The 22,649-nt window shown below is 50.4% G+C and carries 26 protein-coding genes; 12 read left to right on the forward strand and 14 right to left on the reverse strand.

What is annotated here, in order from left to right:
• Positions 1–189 precede the first annotated feature (189 nt).
• Positions 190–387 carry a general stress protein CsbD gene (locus tag Q8O77_RS11265; protein WP_092794992.1) on the forward strand — a complete coding sequence of 66 codons (198 nt, stop codon included), beginning with the start codon at positions 190–192 and terminating at the stop codon, positions 385–387.
• 92 nt (positions 388–479) lie between these two features.
• The gene (locus tag Q8O77_RS11270) at positions 480–863 is read left to right on the forward strand and encodes a cytochrome b562 (RefSeq protein WP_305552962.1); all 384 of its coding nucleotides are present in this window, start codon (positions 480–482) and stop codon (positions 861–863) included.
• A gap of 87 nt (positions 864–950) precedes the next feature.
• On the opposite strand, the gene Q8O77_RS11275 is transcribed toward Q8O77_RS11270, so the two are convergent.
• Both Q8O77_RS11275 and Q8O77_RS11280 read right to left on the reverse strand, forming a co-directional pair.
• Positions 951–1,652, reverse strand: coding sequence for a YebC/PmpR family DNA-binding transcriptional regulator (locus Q8O77_RS11275; RefSeq protein WP_305552963.1), 702 nt, complete (start codon positions 1,650–1,652; stop codon positions 951–953).
• A gap of 154 nt (positions 1,653–1,806) precedes the next feature.
• A complete protein-coding gene (locus Q8O77_RS11280; protein WP_305552964.1) occupies positions 1,807–2,394 on the reverse strand; it encodes an ACP phosphodiesterase in 588 nt (195 codons plus the stop codon).
• A gap of 169 nt (positions 2,395–2,563) precedes the next feature.
• On the opposite strand from Q8O77_RS11280, the gene Q8O77_RS11285 reads away from it, so the two are divergent.
• The 3 genes from Q8O77_RS11285 (at position 2,564) to Q8O77_RS11295 (ending at position 3,739) form a co-directional block, all read left to right on the forward strand.
• Positions 2,564–2,902, forward strand: coding sequence for a hypothetical protein (locus Q8O77_RS11285; RefSeq protein ID WP_305552965.1), 339 nt, complete (start codon positions 2,564–2,566; stop codon positions 2,900–2,902).
• A gap of 31 nt (positions 2,903–2,933) precedes the next feature.
• Positions 2,934–3,452: a hypothetical protein gene (locus Q8O77_RS11290; RefSeq protein ID WP_305552966.1), complete on the forward strand. Its 519-nt coding sequence runs from the start codon at positions 2,934–2,936 to the stop codon at positions 3,450–3,452.
• A 71-nt stretch (positions 3,453–3,523) separates the two neighbouring features.
• Positions 3,524–3,739, forward strand: coding sequence for a hypothetical protein (locus tag Q8O77_RS11295; protein WP_305552967.1), 216 nt, complete (start codon positions 3,524–3,526; stop codon positions 3,737–3,739).
• Here the strand turns inward: Q8O77_RS11295 and Q8O77_RS11300 are convergent.
• Positions 3,736–4,074, reverse strand: coding sequence for an MGMT family protein (locus Q8O77_RS11300; RefSeq protein WP_305552968.1), 339 nt, complete (start codon positions 4,072–4,074; stop codon positions 3,736–3,738). The genes Q8O77_RS11295 and Q8O77_RS11300 overlap by 4 nt on opposite strands.
• A gap of 35 nt (positions 4,075–4,109) precedes the next feature.
• Entirely contained in the window at positions 4,110–4,523 is a 414-nt protein-coding gene (locus Q8O77_RS11305) for a YccF domain-containing protein (protein ID WP_305552969.1), read from the reverse strand.
• Between the two features lie 155 nt (positions 4,524–4,678).
• Here Q8O77_RS11305 and Q8O77_RS11310 point away from each other — a divergent pair, with 155 nt between their 5' ends.
• On the forward strand, positions 4,679–5,266 hold the full coding sequence (locus tag Q8O77_RS11310) for an HAD family hydrolase (protein ID WP_305552970.1): 588 nt from the start codon (positions 4,679–4,681) through the stop codon (positions 5,264–5,266).
• 87 nt (positions 5,267–5,353) lie between these two features.
• Positions 5,354–6,343: a GGDEF domain-containing protein gene (locus Q8O77_RS11315; protein WP_305552971.1), complete on the forward strand. Its 990-nt coding sequence runs from the start codon at positions 5,354–5,356 to the stop codon at positions 6,341–6,343.
• On the opposite strand, the gene Q8O77_RS11320 is transcribed toward Q8O77_RS11315, so the two are convergent.
• Positions 6,340–9,402 carry a transglycosylase domain-containing protein gene (locus Q8O77_RS11320; RefSeq protein ID WP_305552972.1) on the reverse strand — a complete coding sequence of 1,021 codons (3,063 nt, stop codon included), beginning with the start codon at positions 9,400–9,402 and terminating at the stop codon, positions 6,340–6,342. The two genes, Q8O77_RS11315 and Q8O77_RS11320, sit on opposite strands and share 4 nt — an antisense overlap.
• Before the next feature lie 9 nt (positions 9,403–9,411).
• The gene (hemH, locus tag Q8O77_RS11325; protein ID WP_305552973.1) at positions 9,412–10,497 is read right to left on the reverse strand and encodes a ferrochelatase; all 1,086 of its coding nucleotides are present in this window, start codon (positions 10,495–10,497) and stop codon (positions 9,412–9,414) included.
• 191 nt (positions 10,498–10,688) lie between these two features.
• Between hemH and Q8O77_RS11330 the strand changes: the two genes are divergently transcribed.
• Together Q8O77_RS11330 and Q8O77_RS11335 are read left to right on the forward strand one after the other, a co-directional pair.
• Positions 10,689–11,135, forward strand: a complete 447-nt coding sequence (locus Q8O77_RS11330) for a hypothetical protein (protein ID WP_305552974.1) — start codon at positions 10,689–10,691, stop codon at positions 11,133–11,135.
• A complete protein-coding gene (locus tag Q8O77_RS11335) occupies positions 11,128–12,219 on the forward strand; it encodes a PQQ-dependent sugar dehydrogenase (RefSeq protein ID WP_305552975.1) in 1,092 nt (363 codons plus the stop codon). Before Q8O77_RS11330 ends, Q8O77_RS11335 begins: the two co-directional genes overlap by 8 nt.
• A gap of 61 nt (positions 12,220–12,280) precedes the next feature.
• Here the strand turns inward: Q8O77_RS11335 and Q8O77_RS11340 are convergent, their stop codons facing one another.
• Positions 12,281–12,775, reverse strand: coding sequence for a peptidylprolyl isomerase (locus tag Q8O77_RS11340; protein ID WP_305552976.1), 495 nt, complete (start codon positions 12,773–12,775; stop codon positions 12,281–12,283).
• Positions 12,776–12,928: 153 nt separating this feature from the next.
• On the opposite strand from Q8O77_RS11340, the gene Q8O77_RS11345 reads away from it, so the two are divergent.
• Positions 12,929–13,678 carry an ABC transporter substrate-binding protein gene (locus Q8O77_RS11345; protein WP_305552977.1) on the forward strand — a complete coding sequence of 250 codons (750 nt, stop codon included), beginning with the start codon at positions 12,929–12,931 and terminating at the stop codon, positions 13,676–13,678.
• Between the two features lie 198 nt (positions 13,679–13,876).
• On the opposite strand, the gene trpA is transcribed toward Q8O77_RS11345, so the two are convergent.
• The 7 genes from trpA to Q8O77_RS11380 form a co-directional block, all read right to left on the reverse strand.
• Positions 13,877–14,677: a tryptophan synthase subunit alpha gene (gene trpA, locus Q8O77_RS11350; RefSeq protein WP_305552978.1), complete on the reverse strand. Its 801-nt coding sequence runs from the start codon at positions 14,675–14,677 to the stop codon at positions 13,877–13,879.
• Positions 14,674–15,864 (reverse strand): tryptophan synthase subunit beta, encoded by a 1,191-nt coding sequence (trpB, locus tag Q8O77_RS11355; RefSeq protein ID WP_305552979.1) that lies wholly within the window; start codon positions 15,862–15,864, stop codon positions 14,674–14,676. Before trpB ends, trpA begins: the two co-directional genes overlap by 4 nt.
• Positions 15,857–17,248, reverse strand: coding sequence for a bifunctional indole-3-glycerol-phosphate synthase TrpC/phosphoribosylanthranilate isomerase TrpF (gene trpCF, locus Q8O77_RS11360; RefSeq protein WP_305552980.1), 1,392 nt, complete (start codon positions 17,246–17,248; stop codon positions 15,857–15,859). Before trpCF ends, trpB begins: the two co-directional genes overlap by 8 nt.
• Entirely contained in the window at positions 17,241–18,278 is a 1,038-nt protein-coding gene (gene trpD / locus Q8O77_RS11365; protein ID WP_305552981.1) for an anthranilate phosphoribosyltransferase, read from the reverse strand. Before trpD ends, trpCF begins: the two co-directional genes overlap by 8 nt.
• A gap of 2 nt (positions 18,279–18,280) precedes the next feature.
• The gene (locus Q8O77_RS11370; RefSeq protein ID WP_305552982.1) at positions 18,281–18,865 is read right to left on the reverse strand and encodes an aminodeoxychorismate/anthranilate synthase component II; all 585 of its coding nucleotides are present in this window, start codon (positions 18,863–18,865) and stop codon (positions 18,281–18,283) included.
• Positions 18,865–20,478, reverse strand: a complete 1,614-nt coding sequence (locus tag Q8O77_RS11375) for an anthranilate synthase component 1 (RefSeq protein WP_305552983.1) — start codon at positions 20,476–20,478, stop codon at positions 18,865–18,867. The genes Q8O77_RS11370 and Q8O77_RS11375 overlap by 1 nt, the downstream gene beginning before the upstream one ends.
• A 334-nt stretch (positions 20,479–20,812) precedes the next feature.
• The gene (locus Q8O77_RS11380; protein ID WP_305552984.1) at positions 20,813–20,989 is read right to left on the reverse strand and encodes a DUF6435 family protein; all 177 of its coding nucleotides are present in this window, start codon (positions 20,987–20,989) and stop codon (positions 20,813–20,815) included.
• A gap of 118 nt (positions 20,990–21,107) precedes the next feature.
• On the opposite strand from Q8O77_RS11380, the gene Q8O77_RS11385 reads away from it, so the two are divergent.
• Positions 21,108–21,965 carry a PHP domain-containing protein gene (locus Q8O77_RS11385; RefSeq protein ID WP_305552985.1) on the forward strand — a complete coding sequence of 286 codons (858 nt, stop codon included), beginning with the start codon at positions 21,108–21,110 and terminating at the stop codon, positions 21,963–21,965.
• 45 nt (positions 21,966–22,010) lie between these two features.
• Positions 22,011–22,631, forward strand: coding sequence for an L-threonylcarbamoyladenylate synthase (locus tag Q8O77_RS11390; protein ID WP_305552986.1), 621 nt, complete (start codon positions 22,011–22,013; stop codon positions 22,629–22,631).
• The last annotated feature ends 18 nt before the right edge of the window (positions 22,632–22,649 follow it).

A 22,649-nucleotide genomic window follows, 5' to 3' on the forward strand; every position in this document is an offset into this window, starting at 1 on the left:
CAAGTGCTGTCGGACCAGTAGGATAATTTTCACGCCTGGTGCATGCAACAGCTACACTTAGCCCGACAGGCGCAAGCGCGACAAATACAGCGTTGCGTGGCAGATCAAAGCTTGTCAGGTGGCCGGGCTGTAACGCTGAGCAAATGGCACCGGCTTTAGCGTGTTACTTAGAGGCAAAGGAGTAATCGCATGGGCTACAAATACTATGAAGGCAACTGGGGCGAAATGCGCGCCAGAGCAAAATTACAATGGGATAAGGTTAGCTACGATGAGTTGGAGCAAACCAAAGGTAACTTTGATGAGCTGGCCGATATTATTCAGGAGCGTTATGGCCTGGACAGGGATGATGCCATGGCGCAGGTAGAAGACTTCTTTAGTCGCTATTAAGCCTGTTACCACTTAAGCCGGGCGGCATTATGATATGCCTGCCCGGCGCTTTGCGCTACAATGGCCATCGTGTTGTATGTTGAGGTGTTGTTATGCGCGTTCTTTGTTTCAGCCTGTGTTGCTTGTTTTACTCTGTATCGGCGACAGCGTCGGTTGATCTTGAAAAAACCATGAAAAATATGGCCTTTCAGTATAAGCAGGCCTATGACGCGCAAAGCGCTGAGCAACTTTTGCCGCTGCTGGATGAGCTGATCACTTTGACACAACAATCTGCCGGCGCTGACTTTGCAGCGGATAAAGCAGAGCAGTTTAAGCAAGGCTTGCAACAGGTTTTGGCTGAGTTGCAGTTAGCCAAACAAGCGGCAGAACAGGATGATGTCGCCCAAGCCAGATTGCATCTACAGCAGGTAGATGCATTACGTAAAGAGTACCATCAACAACGCAAGGTCAGTATCTGGCGTTTATTGTTTGGTTAAAGCCCGGCGCAGAAACAACACAGCCACCCCGCAGGATGGCTGTGTCAGCTTAGCAAATAGCTTCAAACATACAACTTAAAACATGCCTTAGCCGGCTAAGCCAACGTAGACGTTTTGCACGTCATCATCGGCATCAATGGCATCTAAAAAGGCTTCGACTTCAGCACGCTGTGTATCGTCCAGTGCTACCGGGTTATTGGCACGGTATACCAGTTTAGCGGTCAGTACATTAAAGCCAAATTCCGGCAGGGCTTTGGCCACCAAATCTAGATCTGTCGCTTCAGTTAAAAATACCACTTCGTTATCATCGCCGGCTTCAAAATCCTGTGCTCCGGCTTCAATGGCTGCCAGTTCCGCATCGGCATCGGCATTGATTGGCTCGGCTTCAATCTGGCCCAGGTGTTTGAAATCCCAGGATACAGCACCGGAGGTGGCCAACTGCCCTTTACGGAACAACTGGCGGATACTCATAGCACTGCGGTTTTTGTTGTCGGTCAAACATTCTACGATCACCGGTACCTGATGTGGTGCAAAGCCTTCGTATACTACGTTTTCATAGTTTGCCGGGCCATCCAGCAAACCGGCGCCTTTCTTAATGGCACGCTCCAGGGTATCTTTAGGCATCGAGGCTTTTTTGGCTGCGTCAATGGCAGAACGTAACTTGGCGTTCATATCCGGGTCGGCGCCATTGCGGGCGGCGACGGCAATCTCTTTTGCCAGCTTGGTAAAAATACGGCCTTTGGCGTTGGCCGCATCCATTTTATGTTTGGCTTTCCATTGTGCGCCCATTATTGCGCTCCTGTATTTTTGGCTATCAAAACGAACAGGGCGCTAGTCTAGCCAATAGCAGGCTTTTAACGCAACAAAAGCCAGCATAAATCTGGCGTTGAATGCAAAGATCAGTGACTAACTGCAGTTAGCCTGCACGGGCAACAACAGACGGTTATTTTTCCAGCGCCAGTTCTGCGACATGTTGGCGCAGTTCAGGGTAAAGCTGTAAAAAGCCTTGCTCCAGCACCGCATAGTGCGGCTGAATTTCATCTATCATGCCGGCGAACTGGTTGGCAAACCGGATCCGCTGTGCAATGCGGTCCAGTGCCACACCTAACTGCGGTAGTTGTTGATAACTGCTGAACCAATCATGACGGCGTACACTATGCATAGTTGCTGCCATTTGTGCCGGCATCAGGTGTTCTGCTGCGGCCAGTCGCAGGTACAGCTGTTGTTTATAGTCCGCAAAAGGTTGCGGGTAAAACTGTGTCCAGTGTTTAATTAAAAAGTGGTCAAACAATACATCCAACGCAATACCGGCAAAGCGGCGGCGCTGATGTGAAAACAGCAGTTTAGCCTGGCGCACTGCATGATGCTGATCAGTAAAACGGTCGACGGCGCGATGATTATACAGCCCGGCTAAAATAAGCGGATGCAACTGCGCAGTTGTAACACCCTTACAAAAATCGCCGAGCAAATTACCGGTCAACGAATATTGATTGGGTTGTGCCAGCACCGCATGGGCTAAATAATTCAACATTCCTCCTGCAACACCAGGTCGCATTATTCGCTTATTTTTATTTTACCTTTTGCTATCAGGTTGAAAATATCAGTTTTTTGTCAGGTTTGCAGCGGCAGATTCGCTGGTACTAATGCCATTTTAGATCTAGTATCGTTAAACCTTTGTTATTTTGTTTGAAGAGGAATATATGTCGATTACTAATATAAATAATAATACTGCTCAGCTATATACTCAGGAAAAACCCGCCACAGCATCACTAAAACAGCAAAGCAATCAGGCTGCAGCAACAGCCGCTGCGCCAACAACAGATTCTGTGCAAATCAGCGAACGTGCAAAAGCGTTATTGGCAAAAGAAACTGCCGTAGCAACTTTTGGTAACGGGGAGGGTATTGAGCCGCCTAAAACAATTTCAGGCAATGGAGAAGGTATAGAGCCACCTAAAACAGTTTCGGGAAATGGAGAGGGAATTGAGCCGCCTAAAACAATTTCAGGTAATGGTGAAGGTATTGAACCACCTAAAACGTAATTCATTCAGTTAACCCAGCTTAGGAGGTATTATGGGATGGGATACCATTGAAGCGCTGCTATTTGATTTAGGCAAACTGGTATTTGTAGCATATTTTCTATTATTTGTGCTGTCTGTTTTTGTTGAACGAAAAGTATCGTCTTTGGTTATTTCGCTTATGGTGTTAGCTGTTGCTAATGGGGCTATGACCGCTCTGACACCTCTGCTATATGAGTTGGCAAGTATGCCGGGATTGTTCTACAAATTTTTATGGTACGGCGTCTTTGTTTTCATCGATTGTATTGCCATTTTTCTGCTATACAAGTTTCATAACTTATTGAGGCAAAGCGTTAGTAGTATCGCCAGTATTATAGCTGTTGCGTTTCTTGCTTTAGCATCGATTCAGACGCTCAGATTTTTTGACCGCTTTGTCAGTAATACCGAAGTATTCCAGTTAGTTTATCAGTATGGGGTTCCCATGATTAACATTATGCTGGTGCCACTGATAGCGATTTTCTGGGCGGTTAATTTAAAAAGCGCAAACAAGAATGTACAGGCGGCACCAGGATGAGTTGGCTATTTTTCTTAATACTTTTGTTGATAAATATGCTTGCGTTTTATGCATACAGAAAGCTGTCATTAATGCGCTCTCTAAGTCAAATTCAAGCTGAAGTTGAACTGGAAATGCAAAGCCGCGCCCATCAGTTATTGGTGCGGCGTGATCAGTTGGAAGTTGGCTTGGTAAAAGAAGCATCAGAACAAGCGGATGAACAGTGGAAAGGTGATTTGGCTGAATATATGGAAGAGTTTGAACAGGAAGCGTTATTAAGGGCTAAGCAGCGCTTAACCCGAATTTAATATTGCAACTTAAACAGTAGTTCAGCCAAGTCGGGTTGCCACAGTGCTGTGTTGTCTACTCTGTTTTTTTTCAGCATTACGCCCTCAGCCAGCAATAATTGCCGTTGCTCCAGTGCGGTAGGGCTGCCTGGCGGGAACGCCAGGCTTCTGTCGCTACGCAATACCCTATACCAGGGTACCGCCAGCTCAGCGGGTGCATAACCTAAAGCTTTGCCCACTAACCTGGCTCTGCCGGGTAAGCCGGCTAAATCTGCAATCTGGCCGTAGCTGGCTACTTTACCGTAAGGGATTAATAGTACAGTTTGCCAGATACGCTGATAGTTATCTGCAGACACAACTTTCTCCGTATTCAAAGATCAGTGCATTCATCTTAAATAGCATGGCGGGCAACAACGGTTTTGCCAATCGGCGCCAGGCTTAACACCGCCAACTTAAGGTGCTGTATACCAAACGGAATGCCGATGATACTGATAAAACATACTATAGCATGAGCCAAATGCCCCAGTGCCAGCCAAATGCCAAACAGCAAAAACCAGATGATATTACCCAAAGTACCTAAGGTGCCGGTGCCGATATCATCATAGCGGTTAATATAGCGCCGGCTTACCGCATCCTGACCAAAGGGCCAAAATGCCATTTCACCAATAACAAAACAGCTGCGGCCAAATGGAATACCGACAATACTGATAAAACACAGCAGACCCACCAGCCACCACAGCAACCCCATAACAAAACCGCCCAGCACGAACCACAGTATATTAAATATTAATCTGAACAGCGTCATTTTTTGCCCCCTATGTTAAAGACACTAAGTAGTAAGCAGAAATTACGCCAAAATTATATTTAATAAAAACAATAAATTAGGATTTTTGCGTAAATGGTTGATGGTAAATTAGCTAATTTATGGCAAAAATGACTACCCGAAACAGGAGTTTGCCCTTGCAGTTACAGCATATTAAAGCCGTGGTATTTGATATGGACGGCACTTTAGTAGATTCAGCGCTGGATTTTGCCGCCATCTGTCGTGATATCGGCTGGCCGGCGGGTACGCCGTTGTTAGAGCAATTAGCGCTGTTGGATGATCCAAAGCTGTTTAGCCGGGCCGATCAGATTATCCGCCGCCACGAGTTGCAGGGTGCCGTTAACGCGACCTGGATGCCGGGAGCACAACAATGCCTGCAAACACTGCGTGCCAACAACATGCCTTTAGCCTTGTTAACCCGCAATATGCGTGAAGCCACAGCATTGACCATGCAGCGACTGCAGATGCCGATAGAACATGTACTGACCAGGGAAGATTGCGCCGCCAAGCCGGATCCGGCAGGATTATTGTTACTGGCAGAGAAGCTGCAATTGTCAGTTAAGCAGATGATCTATGTTGGTGACTATATTTATGATATTGAAACAGCGGCTAACGCTGGCATGGCGTCCTGTTTATATCTGAATGCACATAATCAGCATTTTGCGCCGCAGGCAGATTGGGCATTCAGTCATTTTGATCAATTGTCACAAGCGTTGCAAGGTTAAAAAGAATACTTAATCTGATTAGGTGTTCAGCAACGCAGCCTCTATATTAATATGGCGCGACGCAATGCAAAGTTCCGGAGGCTGTTGGTGTTAAAGCGGTTGCAAGACGATTTTTATCTGGCGATGCTCACTCTGGTGGGCGCAATGATAGTGTTTTGTGTGACGCCCTACGGCATTTACCGGCTGTATAGCGGAAATTATATTGTCGGCATTGCCGATCTTGTGATGGTAACCTGCGCTATTTTCGCAACCCGTATGGCCTGGCGCACCGGAGATACGGTAAAGCCCGGACTGTTTATGGCGCTGGTATTTTGTTTTGGCGCCGTGTTGGTCTGCATTAATCTGGGGGTGGATGGCCTGTTTTGGGTGTATCCGTTTTTAGTGTTTATTTTCTTTTTGGTATCGCCGCTTAAAGCCTTTATTTTGCTTATTGCAATGTTGGCCTGTTTGCTGCTGTTCGCAAGTTGGCGGCCAGGCCAGGTGTTTGCCAGTCAGTTTCAAATGCTGTCTTTTATGGTGACGACCACTATCACCAGTATTTTTGCGTTTATTTTTGCCTACCGTGCTCAGCTGCAACGACGTGAATTACAGCGTTTGGCGACTACCGACAGCCTTACCGGCGCAGCTAACCGGCGCACCTTAAATGATCAGCTGGCGCTGGCGATTAACGAACACCAGCGTTTCGGCCGGCCCTATGGCATTTTGTTGCTTGACCTGGATCATTTTAAGCTGATTAACGATAACCATGGCCATAAAGCCGGTGACGAGGTGCTGACAGGGCTTATTCCGTTGCTGCAATCTATGCTGCGTCAAAGTGACCGGGTATTTCGTTTTGGTGGCGAAGAATTTGTTGTGTTACTGGCCGATGTTAAACCGGCCGATTTGGCTAAGCTGGCAGAGAAAATCCGTGCCGGCATTGCACAGTTTCTGACCGCTCCGGACGGCTCGCATATGACGACCTCTATTGGTCTGGCGATGTTGCAGCAGGGGGAGGATTGGGAGGCCTGGTTGCATCGCGCTGATATGGCGCTATATCAGGCTAAGCATGACGGTCGCAACAGGGTTGTGGCCGGCTAACGGCAATCCCCGGCAGCTGTTTGCTCAATATAAGGCACCAGTATTGGCGCCATGCTGTTCAATACCTGTAACGGCAAAGCAGAGGTAAAGCTGAATTGTTCAGCAGTTTCATCAGCAACATAAGCCGTTAATACACCAAAATGGGATGCACCCAGATAAAATACATAGGTTGCGGTGCGGTTCAGTGCTTTAGAACTGATTTGCTGGCCGCGGCTGTTAAGTTGTACCAGCCGGTTGTCGCCGGTGCCGGTTTTCCCACCCTGCAGCAGTGTGCTGTTAAAACCTTGCTGTAACCTGCGCGCCGTGCCGGAGCTGACCACTTGCTGCAACAGCTGGCGCACTGTGAGGGCTACCTCTGTATCCATCACCTGTATTGCCCGCGCCGGCGGCCGGCTGAAACGGCTTTCGTAAGGTGTATCTACCGCAAAATCTAACTGATCAATGCGCACTGTTGGTAGCTGTTTACCCTGATTGAGAATAATACCGACCAGTTCAGCTAGCGCAGCCGGTCTGTCACCGGAGCTGCCCAGCGCCGTTGCCAGTGAGGGCACTAAATACTCAAACGGATAACCCAGCCGTTGCCAGCGTTGATGTAAGTCCCAGAAGGCTTCAATTTCCAGCATGCTGCGAATGCGGTTATCGCGTGCGCTGCGAAACCGGGTTTTAAACAGCCACTGATAAATCTCCTGCCGTTGTTGCGCGCTGGCAACCACAGTTTCAGCTAAAGTGGCATCCGGCTGCTGTTGCATATAGGCCAATAGCCACAATTCGAGCGGGTGGCTGCGCGATAAGTAAGCCCTGTCTGGCAAGCTGAATGCGTCGGGCTGGTATTTAAGATACAGCTGTTGCCAATCACTGTTGCTGCCAAACTGTTGTTGCATCAGCGCGCTAAATTGCGCCGGTGTACTGTCGGGGTGAATGTAAAGATACGCTGCAGCTAACCGCTCCGGTGTTTGCCGGCTACTCTGGATAAAAGTGTCCAGCCGCTGTGCCGGTGTTTTAGCCTGATATTTTTGCCAGAAACGACGTAAATAGGTAGTGCCTTCCCGGTCAGCAAAACGGCGTAAATACTGCTCCCGTTGCGGGTTGTCGTCATCTTTCAGTAATTGATAGCTGCTGTTTTCGCCGTGATAAATGCTGTAGTTCACCATGTCCTGCAGCAGACGCACAAAAGGCAGGTTGATCGATAGCTGCAGCGCTTCAGCTATCGTAGGGTTGAGTTTGTCTTCGTCTTTGTTGAAGTTGCTGAACGTATGCAGCCCGCCGCCGGTAAAAAAGCTTTCTTTCGGGTCGGCACTGTAGCGTCGCTGCAGTGCCGCCTGCAACATGGTACTTAAGCTGCTGCCGGGCTGCTGTGTCAGGTATTGTACCGCCCAGCCGGTCAGATGGTCCTGCGGTGCTATGTCGAGAAATTGCAGCGTGTCGGCAGGCTCATCAGCATACAGCCGGTGCAATTCAGCAATAATCTCCAGATAACTGACCAGTACCCGCAATTTAGCGGTGGAGCCCAGCTCCAGTTTGCTGGCGTCATTTAAATCAAAGGGTAAGTCGGTATTGTCAGTTTGCAGCCGAACCTTATTACCGCTGTCACTGCTTTGGTACAAGGTAAAGCTGTAACGTACTTTGTCTTGCTGGCCCGGCCTGAGTAAGCGTTCGGCAAACAAGCCGGCGGCGGCTGCAGCATCATATTGACTAAGTTGCCGCAAATGCCGGCTAACGGTTTGCTGTAATTTGGAGTCGATAGTAGTGTGCGCTGTTAAATCCAGCCGGTCCAGCTGATATAAACTTTGTTGCAGTAAATACGCCAGCCGGCTGCGGACCATGGTGCTGGCTTTAAAATCATGATCTGTGGCGGCAGATACAATATGCTGCGTTTGAAATGTCAGCTGTTGTTGTGTTGCCAGCTCAGCTAATTCTTGAGCAATAATGCCTTGTTGTTGCATCAGTGCCAGATGTGCAGAGATTAGTTGCTCCAGATCCCGCCGTCCCTGCACTAAATAATACGATGGCCGGCGCTGAGCGATGATCAGCGCTAACACCTGGCGCAGCGCTAACGCTTGCTCTGCGTTATAAGGGGCGCCTTGCCATAACAAGGCATTTACTGCTGCAGGATCAGCACCGAACCAGGCTTGTAAGCCATCCCCCAGACCATGCACCTCGCCATGGCCCGCCGTGGCCGCCAGTGGCACAGAGTTCAGGTAATCCAGTACTATCCGTTGCCGGTTGGCAAGGGTATAGGTAGATTCCGCATAAGAGCGCACACTGGCCGATACCAACTGATGAAATTTGTCCCTGGCACCTGAGGTAAAACCGTGCGGGCTGTGGCGGTATTTTTCCAGTTGGGTGGCCAGGGTGCTACCTCCGGCTGCCGCCGCCGGAATGCCTGCTGCCCGTTGCAGCTGTGACCACATAGCTGCACCTAACCGCGGTAAATTCAGTACCGGATTCGCTCTGGGGTGCGCCGGGGCAAGCAGGTTGCGATCTTCGACAAACAATAAAGCAGCAATTATGTCCGGTGCTACCTGGTGTGGCGTGGCAAATTGATAGCCCGGGTAGGTCGCCTGATACAGGGTATCTTGCTGACAGCCCAGCACGGTTAATCCCGGTTGGTTTTTTTCGCGGTAAGGCGGGTAAAAGCCATATTGGCTGTAACGCTGTAACGCGGCGGAAAAATGGCTTTGCGCGCTTAGCACAAAGCCTTGTTGCTGCAGGCTGGTGCTCCACTGCGGCAGGGCACTGTAGCCAAAGCGTTGGTCAAACGGGCCTGCGCCCGGAAAGGTGATCTGAGCGGCTGCCCCGGGTTTGACTTCATAGCTCAGTTTGCCGGCATACCAATGCCAAAATGTCGATTGATAAAAATGGTTACGGCTTTCCTGATACACCGCCAGCATCAGCAGTATTATCAGTAACAGCAATAGCCAGCGCAGATAGCGCACCTGCGGTTGTGGTGGCGCAACGTAGGGCGTCTCACGCACATTATCAAACCGCATGCGCTTTAGCAGCGGTTCGGCGTTTAATGTCGGCTCAGTTCTGAAGTTGCTGCCGCGCTCTGCACTCATACAAAAGCGTTAGTCTCCGTATTTGACTGTGTTAAGTTCACCGGCCCGTTGGGCGCGCTGGCTATCTTTAGTAACAGACCAGCCGTGTAAATTATCTTTAATCAGCTGGCACAGCGCATTTATGTGCTGTGGTTCGGCGTTGAGCGCACTGATGTACTCATAGCGTTTGCCGCCGGCATGCAAAAAGTACTCTTTGTTTTCTTCGCCAATCTCTTCAATGGTTTCCAGGCAATCCGCGGCAAAGCCAGGGCAAAAAATTTGTACGCTGTTTACGCCTTGTGCCGGTAGTGCTTTTAATGTTTCATCAGTGTAAGGCTTTAGCCATTCTTCGCGGCCAAAACGCGATTGAAAGGTGGTCATATACTGATCTTTGTTCAAACCCAGTCGCTCAGCAATTAAACGCGAGGTTTTATAGCATTCGCAGTGGTAGGGGTCGCCATTTAGCAGGTAGCGTTTTGGAATACCATGATAAGACAATATCAGTTTGTCGGCCTGGCCGTGTTGCTGCCAGTGGCGGCGAATTTTGTCGGCAGCGGCGGCAATAAAGGGCACGTAGTCCGGATAATGTGACACAAAGCGTAAATCGGGTAACCAGCGACGGCGCATAAAATTACGTGCCAGCTCATCAAAGGTGGATGCTGAGGTAGACGCTGAATACTGCGGATACAGCGGCAGCACAATTAGTTTGCGCACGCCTTGGGCAAACATTTTATCTAATACCGAATCAAAAGAAGGGTTGCCGTAGCGCATGGCAAATTCGACCACCACATCAGTCAGGCCATCTTGTTTAAGTTGTGCCGCAACGGCATCACGCTGCGCCTGAGTATGGAACAACAGCGGCGAGCCCTGTTCGGTAAATACGCTGGCATAAGCTTTGGCCGAACGACGTGGCCGGAACTGTAAAATTACGCCGTTTAAAATCAGCCACCACAACAAGCGCGGCACTTCTACTACGCGAGGGTCGGATAAAAACTGCTTTAAATAGCGTTTTAACGCCTTGGGGGTGGGCTCATCCGGGGTACCCAAGTTGGTTAACAGTATGCCGATTTTATCGCTTTGCTGATGGTCGAAGTTGGGGGTGTTGATATAACGCATAACAGAATGGCTGCTCTTCTTGCTGGAGGAACTGACATTACGCTGGCGTGGCGCAGACAGTTTACCTGATTTAAAGCCTGAGCCGATCTTAGCAGCTTCTGATAAGGATAAGTAAGCCGGGGGCAAAATTAATCTTGTTACATTAGTGTTGACAAGGTAGCCTCAAACTGATGTTCAGAAGAGGAAATATAATGAGATCTGTGCGTTGGTACCTGCCGGGCTCTCTGTTGCTGGCTGTTTTGCTGACAACTGTGCTGGCTTGCATTACACAAAGTGGTTTTAACCTGGCGGCTATAGCTGCGCTTACCGGTGGTGTAGCGGCCGGTGATATTGCGGCCACAGTGTGGTTTGACCTAACTCACTTTAGCTTAACTTACGCACCTATAGCTTTGGTTAACCTGCTGGCGGCGGCTGTTTTACTGCATTTTTCTCCGTTACTGCGTCGTTACTGGCTGGCGGCAGGGCTCGCCGCGCTGTTACTGTTTGTTATGTTACTGGTTATCAATGCCATAGCGCCTATGCCTACGCTAATTGCCGCAACCCGCAACAACGTTGGTATTTTCAGCATGTTGCTGTGCAGCAGTGCCGGTAGCTTGTGCTATTTGTGGTTATTAAAACGGAGAAAACTTTATGCTTAAGTTTGCTGTTTTACTGGCGTTACTTTTTGCCGTACCTGCGCTAAATGCTGCTCAGCCTTATCAGCTGAAAGTGTTAGCTGATAACCTGAACTACCCCTGGGCGCTGGTGTTTTTACCCGATGGTGATATGTTGCTGACTGAACGTAGCGGTGCACTAAAACGCCTTGCGGCGGATGGCAGTGAACGTTTCAGCGTTAAACCGCAATTGCCCGACCTGATGCGGGCGTCGCAGGCTGGTTTGCAAGATGTAATACTGATGCCGCATTTTGCCGCTAATAATCAGCTCCTGCTCAGCTATGCTTGTGGCACATTAAAAGCTAACAATACCTGCCTTGCCAGTGCTGAACTGACGGCGAGTGGCCTTAACAACATTAAGCGTATTTTTCAGGCTCAGCCACTAAAAAGCGGTGCTGCACACTTTGGCGGCCGCATCGCTTTTTTGCCGGACAACAGCCTGGTGTTAACCCTGGGGGACGGTTTTGACTATCGTGAGCAGGCGCAAAACCCGGCTAATCATTTGGGCAAAATTGTGCGGTTAAATGCCGATGGTTCAGTGCCGCAAGACAACCCTTTCATTAATAAAGCAGGCTACGCTGCTGAAATATTCAGCCTCGGGCACCGTAATGTGCAGGGCATTTTTTATGATGCACCAAGCCAAACACTGTATAGCCATGAGCATGGCCCGCGCGGTGGTGATGAGTTAAATATTATTAGCGCCGGGGCAAATTATGGCTGGCCGGTAGCCACCAAAGGCATCGATTATACCGGTGCAAAAGTATCACCTTATACCACTTTCAGTGGCATGCAGGCAGCTGTGTGGGGCTGGACACCGTCTATCGCTCCGGCGGGCATGACGTTATATCGTGGTGAGTTATTCCCGCAGTGGCAGGGCAATATTTTTGTTGCCGCACTGGCAGCGAAAAGCGTGTACCGGCTGCAAATAGAAAACCATCAGGTAGTGCATGAGCAGGTGTTGTTTAGTGAGTTGCAGCAACGCATTCGTGATGTACGCAGCGGGCCGGATGGGGCGTTGTATTTACTGACCGACAGTGACAAAGGTCAACTGATTAAAGTAACTCCTTAAAGCAACTCCGGCAAACTAAGCGACAAAAGCTTAGCTGCCGGTTGTGCAGCAGGTATCAAGCTTAGTGGTGGTGATGGCCACCTTCACCATGGGCATGGCCATGGGCAATTTCTTCACCGGTAGCTTCGCGCACTGATACTATCTCAACGGCAAATTTCAGTGTTTTACCGGCCAGTGGGTGGTTGGTATCCACGTCGGCTTTAAACATGCCTACCTTAACAATAGTCACCTGACGCTGGCCGTGCTCGGTTTGGACTACTGCTGTCATACCCGGCTGCCATTTTTTTGCGCCCATCAGGTGTTTTACCTGCATGCTTTGAATGGCATTTTCGTCACGCTCGCCATAGGCTTCGGTTGGTGTCAGCGTTACTTCCAGCTTATCACCGGCCGCTTTGCCGCTTAATGCTTGCTCCAGAGCCGGCAGCATTTGCTCGTGGCCGTGCAGATACAGCAGCGGGTGGCTGCCGTTAGAGCTTTCAAGTTCAATACTGGCGCCATTGCTTACGTCGGTTAGGGTATAGTGAAACTGTACTACGCTGTTGTCGCTGATTTGCATAAAATGAGTCCGCTTAGCATAAAGCCGCTATTATCCGGTGCGGCAACAGAAAAATCGACTGCTTTTTTGCGCCTGTTCCCAAACTCCAGGTTGGCGTAGCGGCATTTGCTCACTACACTGCTTGAAGGCGTGGCTTTTTCAAGGCAGGTATTAATGCGTATAAATGTGACAGCCGTTTTTGTCACACTTTGGTTGCTGTTAACACCGAATGCGGCGGCGCAAAAGCAGTTTACTGTGGGTACAGAGGATCTGAATTTTTATCCGCATTACGATTTCACTGCAACAGACCGTCACGGTTTTGCCAATGAGGTACTGCGGTTGTTTGCAGCAACGCATGGCTATCAGTTCAGCTTTCAGCCGTTGCCGGTTAAACGTCTGTATCACGAGTTAGATAATCTGGTCGATTTTATCTATCCGGACAACCCGAACTGGGCAAAATATCAGAACTCGCAGGCCAGCCGCTTATTCAGTGACCCGGTAATTTATAACCTGGGCAGCACTATGGTGTTGCCGGAGAATCAACACATTCACTTAACGCAGTTTCGTACCCTGGCGGTGATCCACGGTTTTACACCAACCGCATGGCTGAGTTTGCGCGACAAGTACCGGTTTAAATTATATGAAGTGCCCAATGCCGTATCAGCGATAAATCTGGTGCTACGCGGCCAGTTGGATGGCGCTGATGTTGAATATAATGTGGCGCAGCATATCTTACGTGAGCAACAGCAGGAAGGGGCTTTAGTGGTGGCGCAACAACTGCCGGTGACGCGGGTCAGTTTTCATTTGTCCACTACACGTCATCCACAAGTGTTGCAACAATTTAACCGCTTTTTGCTCAGCCATCAGGAGCAAATCAGTGCCTTAAAGCACAAGTATCAACTTACAGACCGCCTGCCGCAATAAATGTTACAAACGCCAGAATCGGTTTGCTCACGTCAACGCGCCGTAAACCCGGTCCCTGGGGGCTCGACTATAAACTTCATCCCTGAAGTTTATCCTTCGGACCAGCTGAGCTGTTCAAATTCGTTCCGGACGAATTTGTCAGGCATCCATGCCTTCAACGGTTGACTTAGAGCAAGCCGATCCCTGCTGAACATTGTATTAGGTAGCGGCTTTCATGCTACTGACAAATTGTTTTAACTGCGCCAGTAAGGTGGCAGGTTCGTTCTGATGCTGCTCAATTAGCTTAACAATGGCCGAGCCGGAGATAGCGCCGGCGGCACCGCTTTGAATCGCGTCTTTGACATGCGCCGGGGTGAAAATGCCAAAACCCAGTAATGGTGGTGCCGGGTTATAGCTGCGAATACGGGCAATCAGTTCGCTGGTTGGCATGGTGGCCACGGTTTCAGCACCGGTTACACCGGCGCGGCTTAGCAGGTAGGTGTAGCCGCGGCCATAAGAGGCAATCTGGCGCAGGTCATCATCATCGACATTTGGCGGCACAATAAAAATCGGCGCTATATCATGCTTAACGGCACTTTGGCGGAACAGCTTGCTCTCGTGCAGCGGCACATCGGCAATTAACACGGAATCCACGCCGGCAGCTGCAGCTTTGGCATAAAAATCATCAATGCCACGCGCCATAACTAAATTGGAATACAGCAATAAGCCAATGGGGATAGTGGCGTTATAGGCACGAATTTTATGGATAATATCAAAGCTGATGGCCGGGGTTACGCCGGCAGCCAGGGCGCGGATATTGGCGCCCTGAATCGTCGGCCCATCGGCTATCGGGTCGGAAAACGGAATGCCCAGCTCAAGCGCATCGGCGCCGGCATCTATCAGGGTTTTAATTATCTCAAACGACAACTCTGCGCTGGGGTCGCCGACAGTCACAAAAGGCACAAAAGCACCGCGACCTTCGCTGGTTAAGCGGTTAAACATCTGTTGATAGCGTTTCATAGGCTGGCTCCTGCTAATACACTGTGTACGTGGGCTAAGTCTTTATCGCCACGGCCGGATAAATTTACCAGCAGCACCGTTGGCTCTGTTGCCTGTGCCGCCAGTTTCAGTGCATAAGCAAGCGCGTGCGAGCTTTCCAAAGCCGGAATTATACCTTCACTTTTGGCCAGTTGCTGAAACGCCGCTAAGGCTTCATCGTCATTTATTGCCACATATTCGGCGCGGCCAATTTGTTGTAAATGCGTATGCTGCGGGCCAACGGCCGGGTAGTCGAGGCCTGCCGAGATAGAATAGGACTCTTCAATCTGACCATCGCTGGTTTGCATGATGGCGGTGTAGGCGCCGTGCAAAATACCGTAGCTGCCGGTAGACAGCGCTGCGCCGTGCTGGTGGGTGTTAATGCCTTTACCACCGGGTTCCACGCCAATCAGTTTTACGCCTTCCTCGGCAATAAAGTCGGCGAACATGCCAATGGCATTAGAGCCACCGCCAACACAGGCAATAACCGCATCGGGCAATTTGCCTTCGGCTTTAAGTATCTGCTGCTTGGCTTCTTCGCCAATCATCTTCTGAAAATCACGTACTATGGTCGGAAACGGGTGCGGGCCGGCGGCGGTACCCAGCATATAGTGGGTGGTATCATAGGTTGCCGACCAGTCGCGCATCGCTTCGTTTACCGCATCTTTTAAGGTACCGCTGCCGCTGGTAACCGGAATCACGGTAGCGCCCATCAGTTTCATGCGAAACACGTTCGGTTGCTGGCGTTCAATATCCTTGGCACCCATATAAATGCGGCACTTCAGCCCCAGCAGTGCACAAGCTAAGGCCGTGGCGACACCATGCTGGCCGGCACCGGTTTCGGCGATAACTTCTTTTTTACCCATGCGTTTGGTTAACAGCGCCTGGCCCAATACCTGATTGGTTTTGTGTGCGCCGCCGTGCAGCAAGTCTTCGCGTTTTAAGTAAATTTTTACCAACGGATTGGGCGAAATATTGCGACACAGCGTTAACGGCGTCGGCCGGCCGGCGTATTCGGTTAACAGCTGCTGAAACTCGGCATGAAAGGCCGGGTCTTCTAACGCATCAACATAGGCTTGTTCCAGCTGCTTTAATGCCGGCACCAGCAGCTGTGGCACAAACATGCCGCCATACTGGCCAAAATAAGGATTAAGCTTTAGCTCACTCATAGTGAAACTCCCGTAATAGTGTAAAGGCTGAGCGGATTTTTGCCGCATCTTTGATGCCTGGCGCAGTTTCCAGCCCTGAATTAAAATCGAGCCCGGCTACCGGCAATCTGGCGGCAGCAAGGCAGTTATCGCTGTTTAAGCCGCCGGCCAGCATTATGGGCTGAGCGGCTTTTTGTTCATTTAATAAAGCCCAGTTAAAGCTGATACCGCTGCCGCCATGCTGTGTAGGATGATAAGCATCGAGCAAAATACGATCAGCAAGAGCGGTAAATACAGGCAGCGCCTCTTTTACCCGGTAGGCTTTCCAGATCTGGCACTGTGGCGGTAGCAACTGCTTTAACTGCTGCAGATAAGCATCGCTTTCTTCACCATGCAGCTGCACGGCGCTAAGCGCTAAGCTGTGTGCCAGCTCTGCGACATCAGATACGGCTGCATTAACAAAGACACCGACATACTTAAGCGCCGCCCCTTGTTGCACTAAAGCGGCTTGCTCTGGTGTAACGTTGCGCGCTGATGGCGGATAAAAAATTAAGCCGCCATAACAGGCACCGGCCGCATAAGCGGCGGCGGCATCTTCCGGCCGGGTTAAGCCACAGACTTTATGCTCACCCATCACCAGTTTGCGCGTGGCCGCAGCTAAATCAGCTTGCGCCATTAATGAGCTGCCCACTAAAAACGCATCGGCCACCCTGGCTAAATGCCGCACCTGCTGGTTAGTGTAAATACCGGACTCTGATACTACAGTTCTGCCCTGCGGGATCAGTTTGGCCAGATTAAAGCTGGTATCTAAGTTAGTGCTTAAGTCACGTAAATCGCGGTTATTAATACCGATAAGCTCAGCATTAAGCGCGACAGCGCGCAGGGTTTCTGCCTCGTTGCTTACTTCGGTCAGCACTGTCATATTAAGCTCTGCCGCCGTGGCGGCAAGTTCCCTATACTCTTCGTCGTCCAATACCGACAGCATTAACAACACGGCATCGGCACCGCAGTGGCGGCCTAAATAGATCTGGTAACTGTCGATAATAAAGTCTTTATGCAGCAGCGGCTTATCTACTAAAGTGCGCATGGTGCGCAAATAATCGTAGCTGCCCTGAAAGAACTTTTCGTCGGTTAATACCGAAATACAATCGGCATATTGGCCATATACCTGTGCTAATTCCTGCAAGTTAAAATTACTGCGGATCAGGCCTTTGGACGGCGAGGCTTTTTTACACTCCAAAATAAAGCGCGGGCCCTGTTGTTTAAGTGCCGCCAGAAAGTCGCGTTCAGTGGGTATTACTTCGTTGATAAAAGCCGCCAGCGGTTGCTGCTGTTTTAATGCCGCGACTTCGCCGCGTTTATGCGCCACAATCTTTGCCAATACATTTGGCATCGCTTCAGCCATGGCTGACCTCCTGCTGCTGACTTAGCTGTTTAAAGTTACTCAGCGTAGTAAAAGCTTTATTGCTGCTTAATAGTTCCAGCACCGCCAGGGTATTTATTTTTAAGTCATCACCCAGGCCGGCAATTTTCAGCATTGCCGCCACATTTATCGCCACGGCTGCCTTGTGCGCGCTTTGGCCTTCGCCTTGCAAAATGGCCAGTGTAGCGGCAGCGTTTTCGGCTGGCTCGCCACCTGCCAGTGCTGACAGCGGGGTAAGCGCAACGCCAAAATCATCCGGTGTCAGGCTAAACTCATTTAGCTCGCCGTCTTTTAGTTCACACACGTAGGTTGTGCCGTGCAGCGCCACCTCGTCACAGCCACTGCCATGCACCACCCAGGCGCGCTTTACGCCCAGTTGCTTAAGTGCCTGCGCCATGATGCGGCACAGTTTAGCATCGTACACGCCCAGCAGCTGATAATCCGGAGCAGCCGGGTTAACCAACGGACCCAACAGATTAAACAGGGTGCGGCATTTGAGCGCATTGCGCACCGGCATCGCATGTTTAATACCTGCATGGTATTGCGGAGCAAATAAGAAACTACAGTTTGATTCTGCCAATGTCTGAGCGGCTTGCTGTGGCAGCATTTGAATATTGACACCCAACTGCTCTAACAGATCAGCTGAGCCGGAGCGTGATGACACACTGCGGTTACCGTGTTTTACCACTTTTAAGCCCATGGCGGCGCCAACAATGGCGGCGGTAGTAGATATATTAATGGTGTTGCTGCCATCGCCACCGGTGCCGCAGCAGTCGATACTGCCGGCAAGCTGCTGTGGAAAGGCGGTGGCAGCAGCGCGCAATGCACTGGCCGCACCGGCAATTTCGTCGGCAGTTTCGCCGCGCATTTTCAGCGCGACCAACAGCGCCGTCAGGTGAACCGGTTCTACTTCGCCTTTTACTACTGCGCTAAAAAACTGCTCGGCCTGGGCAAAGCTCAGTGGCTGGCCGCTCAGGCTGTGCTGTACTGTTGCTAATATCGGATCTGTCATCTTCAGTCTCGCAATAAATAATCAATGCTGTGCTTTAACAAGGGTTTACCCAGCGTGGTTAAGATAGACTCGGGATGAAACTGAAAGCCCAGCATGCGTTTATCCTCGTTAATGACCGCCATCGGGATATGCCGGTCATTGGCCAGCAAGGTTAAAGCGTTGGGCATTTCGGTGGCCATTAACGAGTGATAGCGTGCCACCAGAAACGGATTAGGTAGTCCGGCAAATAACGGATGGTCATGCAGCGTTATCGCGGCAGTTTTGCCATGTACGGTTTCACCGGCGCGACCGACCACACCGCCAAAGTGCTCTACTATCGCCTGATGGCCCAGGCATATACCCAGTACCGGAAATTGTGCTTCACACAGCTTAAGGAGTGCTGGCATTGAGCCGGCCTGCGCCGGGTTGCCGGGGCCTGGCGAAAGGACCAGTAATACCGGTTCTGCTTCGCTTTGCATTTGCCGGTAAATGTAATCCGCCGGTACGGTGTTGCGATACAGCTTTACCGCATAGCCCAGTTGGGCAAACTCATCGACCAGGTTGTAGGTAAAGGAGTCGATATTATCGAGTAAATAAATAACGGCCATCAGTTACTCCTCACGGCGCTGCTATGCGCTGAAACTATGGTGCTGCTATGCGCAGACACTATGGCGTTGATTACCGCCTGGGCTTTGCTGCGGGTTTCATCGGCTTCAGCCTGGGCAATGGAATCAAACACTACACCGGCGCCGGCCTGAATATAAGCCGTGTTATCGGCGACATAAGCCGAGCGGATCACAATGCAGCTGTCAAAATCACCGTTGCCGGCTAAATAACCGACCGCCCCGCCGTAGCTGCCGCGGCGTTTGCCCTCGACGCCACGAATAAGCTCAGCGGCTTTGACTTTGGGCGCGCCAACCAAAGTGCCCATATTCATACAAGCCTGGTAGGCGTGCAGGGCATCCAGTTGGGGCTTTAAGGTACCGACCACGCGGGACACCAGGTGCATTACGTAGGAGTAACGGTCAACTTTTAGCAGCTCTTTCACGTAGCGGCTGCCGGGCACACTGATACGCGCCACATCGTTGCGGGCTAAATCGACCAACATTAAATGCTCGGCTTTTTCTTTTTCATCCTGGCGCAGCTCCAGCTCAATGCGGCTATCCAGGTCGCGGTCTATGCTGCCATCGCTTTTAAAGCCACGCCGCCGCGTACCGGCGATAGGGTAAATTTCCACCTGACGGCTTTTAGCATCAAACTTCAGCGCCGACTCGGGCGAAGCGCCAAACAAGGTAAAGGCGGTGTCTGTTAAGTAAAACATATAAGGGCTGGGGTTTTGCTGCTTTAACCGGGCGTAGGCAGCCAACGGATCCGGGCAGGGCAGGCGAAAACAGCGTGAGGGCACTACCTGAAAAATATCACCGGCGACAATATGTTGTTTCAGCTTTTCCACCCGGGCGACAAAATCGGCATCGCTGATATCGACTTGCACCTCAGCCTTTATTGCTGTTGCTGCCGTGGTAGCTGGAGCGGGAGTTTGCAGCAACTGCTTTAGTTGTTCCAGCCGTTTACCAATGACAAAACAGTTGGCTGGCGCTTGCTCACCACAAAATACGTTGCCCACCAGCCGGCTATGGCCGCTTTGGTGATCCAGCACTAACAGCGTTTCTGCCAGATAAAACACATAGTCCGGGCACTGGTTTTCCGCGGTGGGCACTTCAGGCAGCTGCTCAACCGTTGCGACCATGTCATAGCCGATTACGCCGCCTAAAAATACCGCGAATGGCTCGTCACTTTGGCATTTAAGCTCAGATTGTAAGGTGCGCAGCACACTAAAGGGGTTGGTGCAAAGCAGGCGCTCGCTTTCTTCGAGCAATAATTCCGGCCGCTGATACGTAATGCGCAGTTGGTCTTTACTTTGCTCAACCGCCGCATTGCCACTGAGTTTATCCGCCAGATAAGGTAATAAAACGGCGCCATTGTTACTAACGGCTTTAACCACTACCGTTTGATCGTTGCATTCTATCCGTAGCGCCGCATCAATCAGCAACAGGCTTTTTAAGTTATCTTTGCTGTCTATCTCGGCGGATTCTAACAACAACGAATAGGGGCTTTGTGCCGTAAGCTGCCGGTAGCACGACAGCGCATCGCTGTGGTACGGCAGCTGCATGGCGATACTGGCGACTTCGCCCAGCGTATCGGTGATATGGCTAAAAATCATGTTTTACTTTTTCCTTATGATGCATAAATTTAGTCAAACAATCTTTTATTAAGCCGGTTCGCACAGTGTTGCAGGCACATAAAAAAAGCCCGCTTCTTGTGGAAACGGGCTTCGGTAATTAAAGCTAATACAACGCCTACACACGCCCGTTGGGAATGTGCCACCACCAGTTAGTCAGGTTAAGGGTTGTGATAAATTGCATTAGCTTTAGTAACCTTATTTGTTATGCCAGACATAAAACCGCAAAACGGTAGCAGGCGTCAAGTGCTTATTTGTTATAACTCAGAAATAAAAGCGTATAAGCGGCCGGATGGCCGCTATTTTTGGCGCTATGTTAGTTAACCGTTTTTTCCAGTTGTTGAATTTTCTGCCAAATTTCCTCGCTTTCGGCGGTTAAGTCAGCATACAGGCGCATATCGCCGTTACGCTGGGCGTGCATTGCCTGCTCCAGCTTGTGATCATAAGCTTTGCGCAGTTTTTTTACCGGGTCAGATTTTAACCAGCCAAACATAGTATTTCTCTGCATTGAGATAGTGGTGTCAGCATACGTGGCGAAGGCGCAAAGAGTTCAGTTTACTTTGTTATAGGCCGGTGCTGTGCGACAATAGCCGTCTTATGTTGAGGTACTGATGAAAATTGATTTACACAGCCATACCCTGTGCTCTGACGGCGTATTATCGCCTGCCGATTTGGTGGCGCGTGCGGTAGAGAAGGGCGTGGATGCGCTGGCCATTACCGACCATGACACCGTGGCCGGTTTAGCTGCGGCGCGGCAGGCTATTACTGAGCAGCAATTGCCGTTGCAACTGATTAACGGTGTGGAAATTTCAACTGCCTGGCAGCAATTGGAAATTCATATTGTGGGCTTAAATATCAACCCGGATTGCCCACAATTTTTACAGCGCTTAGGCACGCAGCAGCAAGCAAGGTTAGTGCGCGCAGAAGAGATGGCGCGACGTTTAGAGAAAAGCCAGATCCCGGATGTATTGCCGGCGGTGCTTAAGCTGGCTAACGGCGCGGCCTTAACCCGCACCCATTTTGCCCGTCACCTGGTCAGTATCGGCAAAGCCGGTACGATGGATGGCGTGTTTAAAAAGTATTTAGGCCGCGGCAAAATTGGTTATGTGCCGAATAACTGGGTTGAGATGGCAGAGGCCATTGCATGGATCCACGATGCCGGCGGTGTGGCCGTGCTGGCGCACCCGCTGAAATATAAGCTGACGACGAAATGGGTAAAACGGCTGGCTGAGCAGTTTGCCGCCGCCGGTGGCGATGCCATAGAAGTGATTTCACCGCAGCAAACGCCGGTGCAAAAACGTGAGCTGTGGGCACTGTGTCAGTTACATGGCTTAACGGCGTCGGTCGGCTCTGATTTTCATCAGGTAACAACTTGGAATGATATCGGAAAAAACCTATATTTAACCGACGATGTAATACCGGTGTGGGCCAACTGGCCGCTAAGCGGATTACAGCCACAAAGTGTTTAAGCCGCTAACAGCACTATAGAAAATACTATTTAAAGAAGAATAACGATGAGCCAATTTTTTCATATTCACCCGGAAACACCGCAGCAGCGTTTGCTTAAACAAGCGGTGCAGATTATTCAGCAGGGCGGTGTGGTTATTTATCCGACCGACAGCGGCTATGCTTTGGGTTGCCATGTTGGTGACAAAAACGCCATGGAGCGCATTTTACAAATCCGTCAAGTCAGTGGTGATCACCATTTTACCCTGCTGTGCCGTGATTTATCCGAGCTGTCGGTATATGCCAAAGTAGAAAACAGCGCCTTTCGGTTGATCAAAAATAATACCCCAGGCGCTTATACCTTTATTTTGCGCGGTACCAAAGAAGTGCCGAAGCGCTTGTTAAATGAGAAAAAGAAAACCATCGGCCTGCGCATTCCGGAAAACAAAGTGGCGTTGGCATTGCTGGCAGAGTTGGGTGAACCGCTGCTCAGTACCAGTCTGATATTGCCTGGCGAAGAGTTTGCCGAAAGCGACCCGGAAGAAATGCGCGCCAGGTTGGAGAAGCAGGTCGATTTAATTATGCATGGCGGCATTATTGGTGAAGCGCCAACCACCGTGATTGATTTATCGGACGATGAACCGGTGCTGCTGCGTGAAGGCCGTGGCGACCCGACGCCGTTTCGTTAAACGCTGACGCCAAGAGCT

The organism is Rheinheimera sp., assembly GCF_030690345.1.
In the GTDB taxonomy this organism is placed as follows: Bacteria; Pseudomonadota; Gammaproteobacteria; order Enterobacterales; family Alteromonadaceae; genus Alishewanella.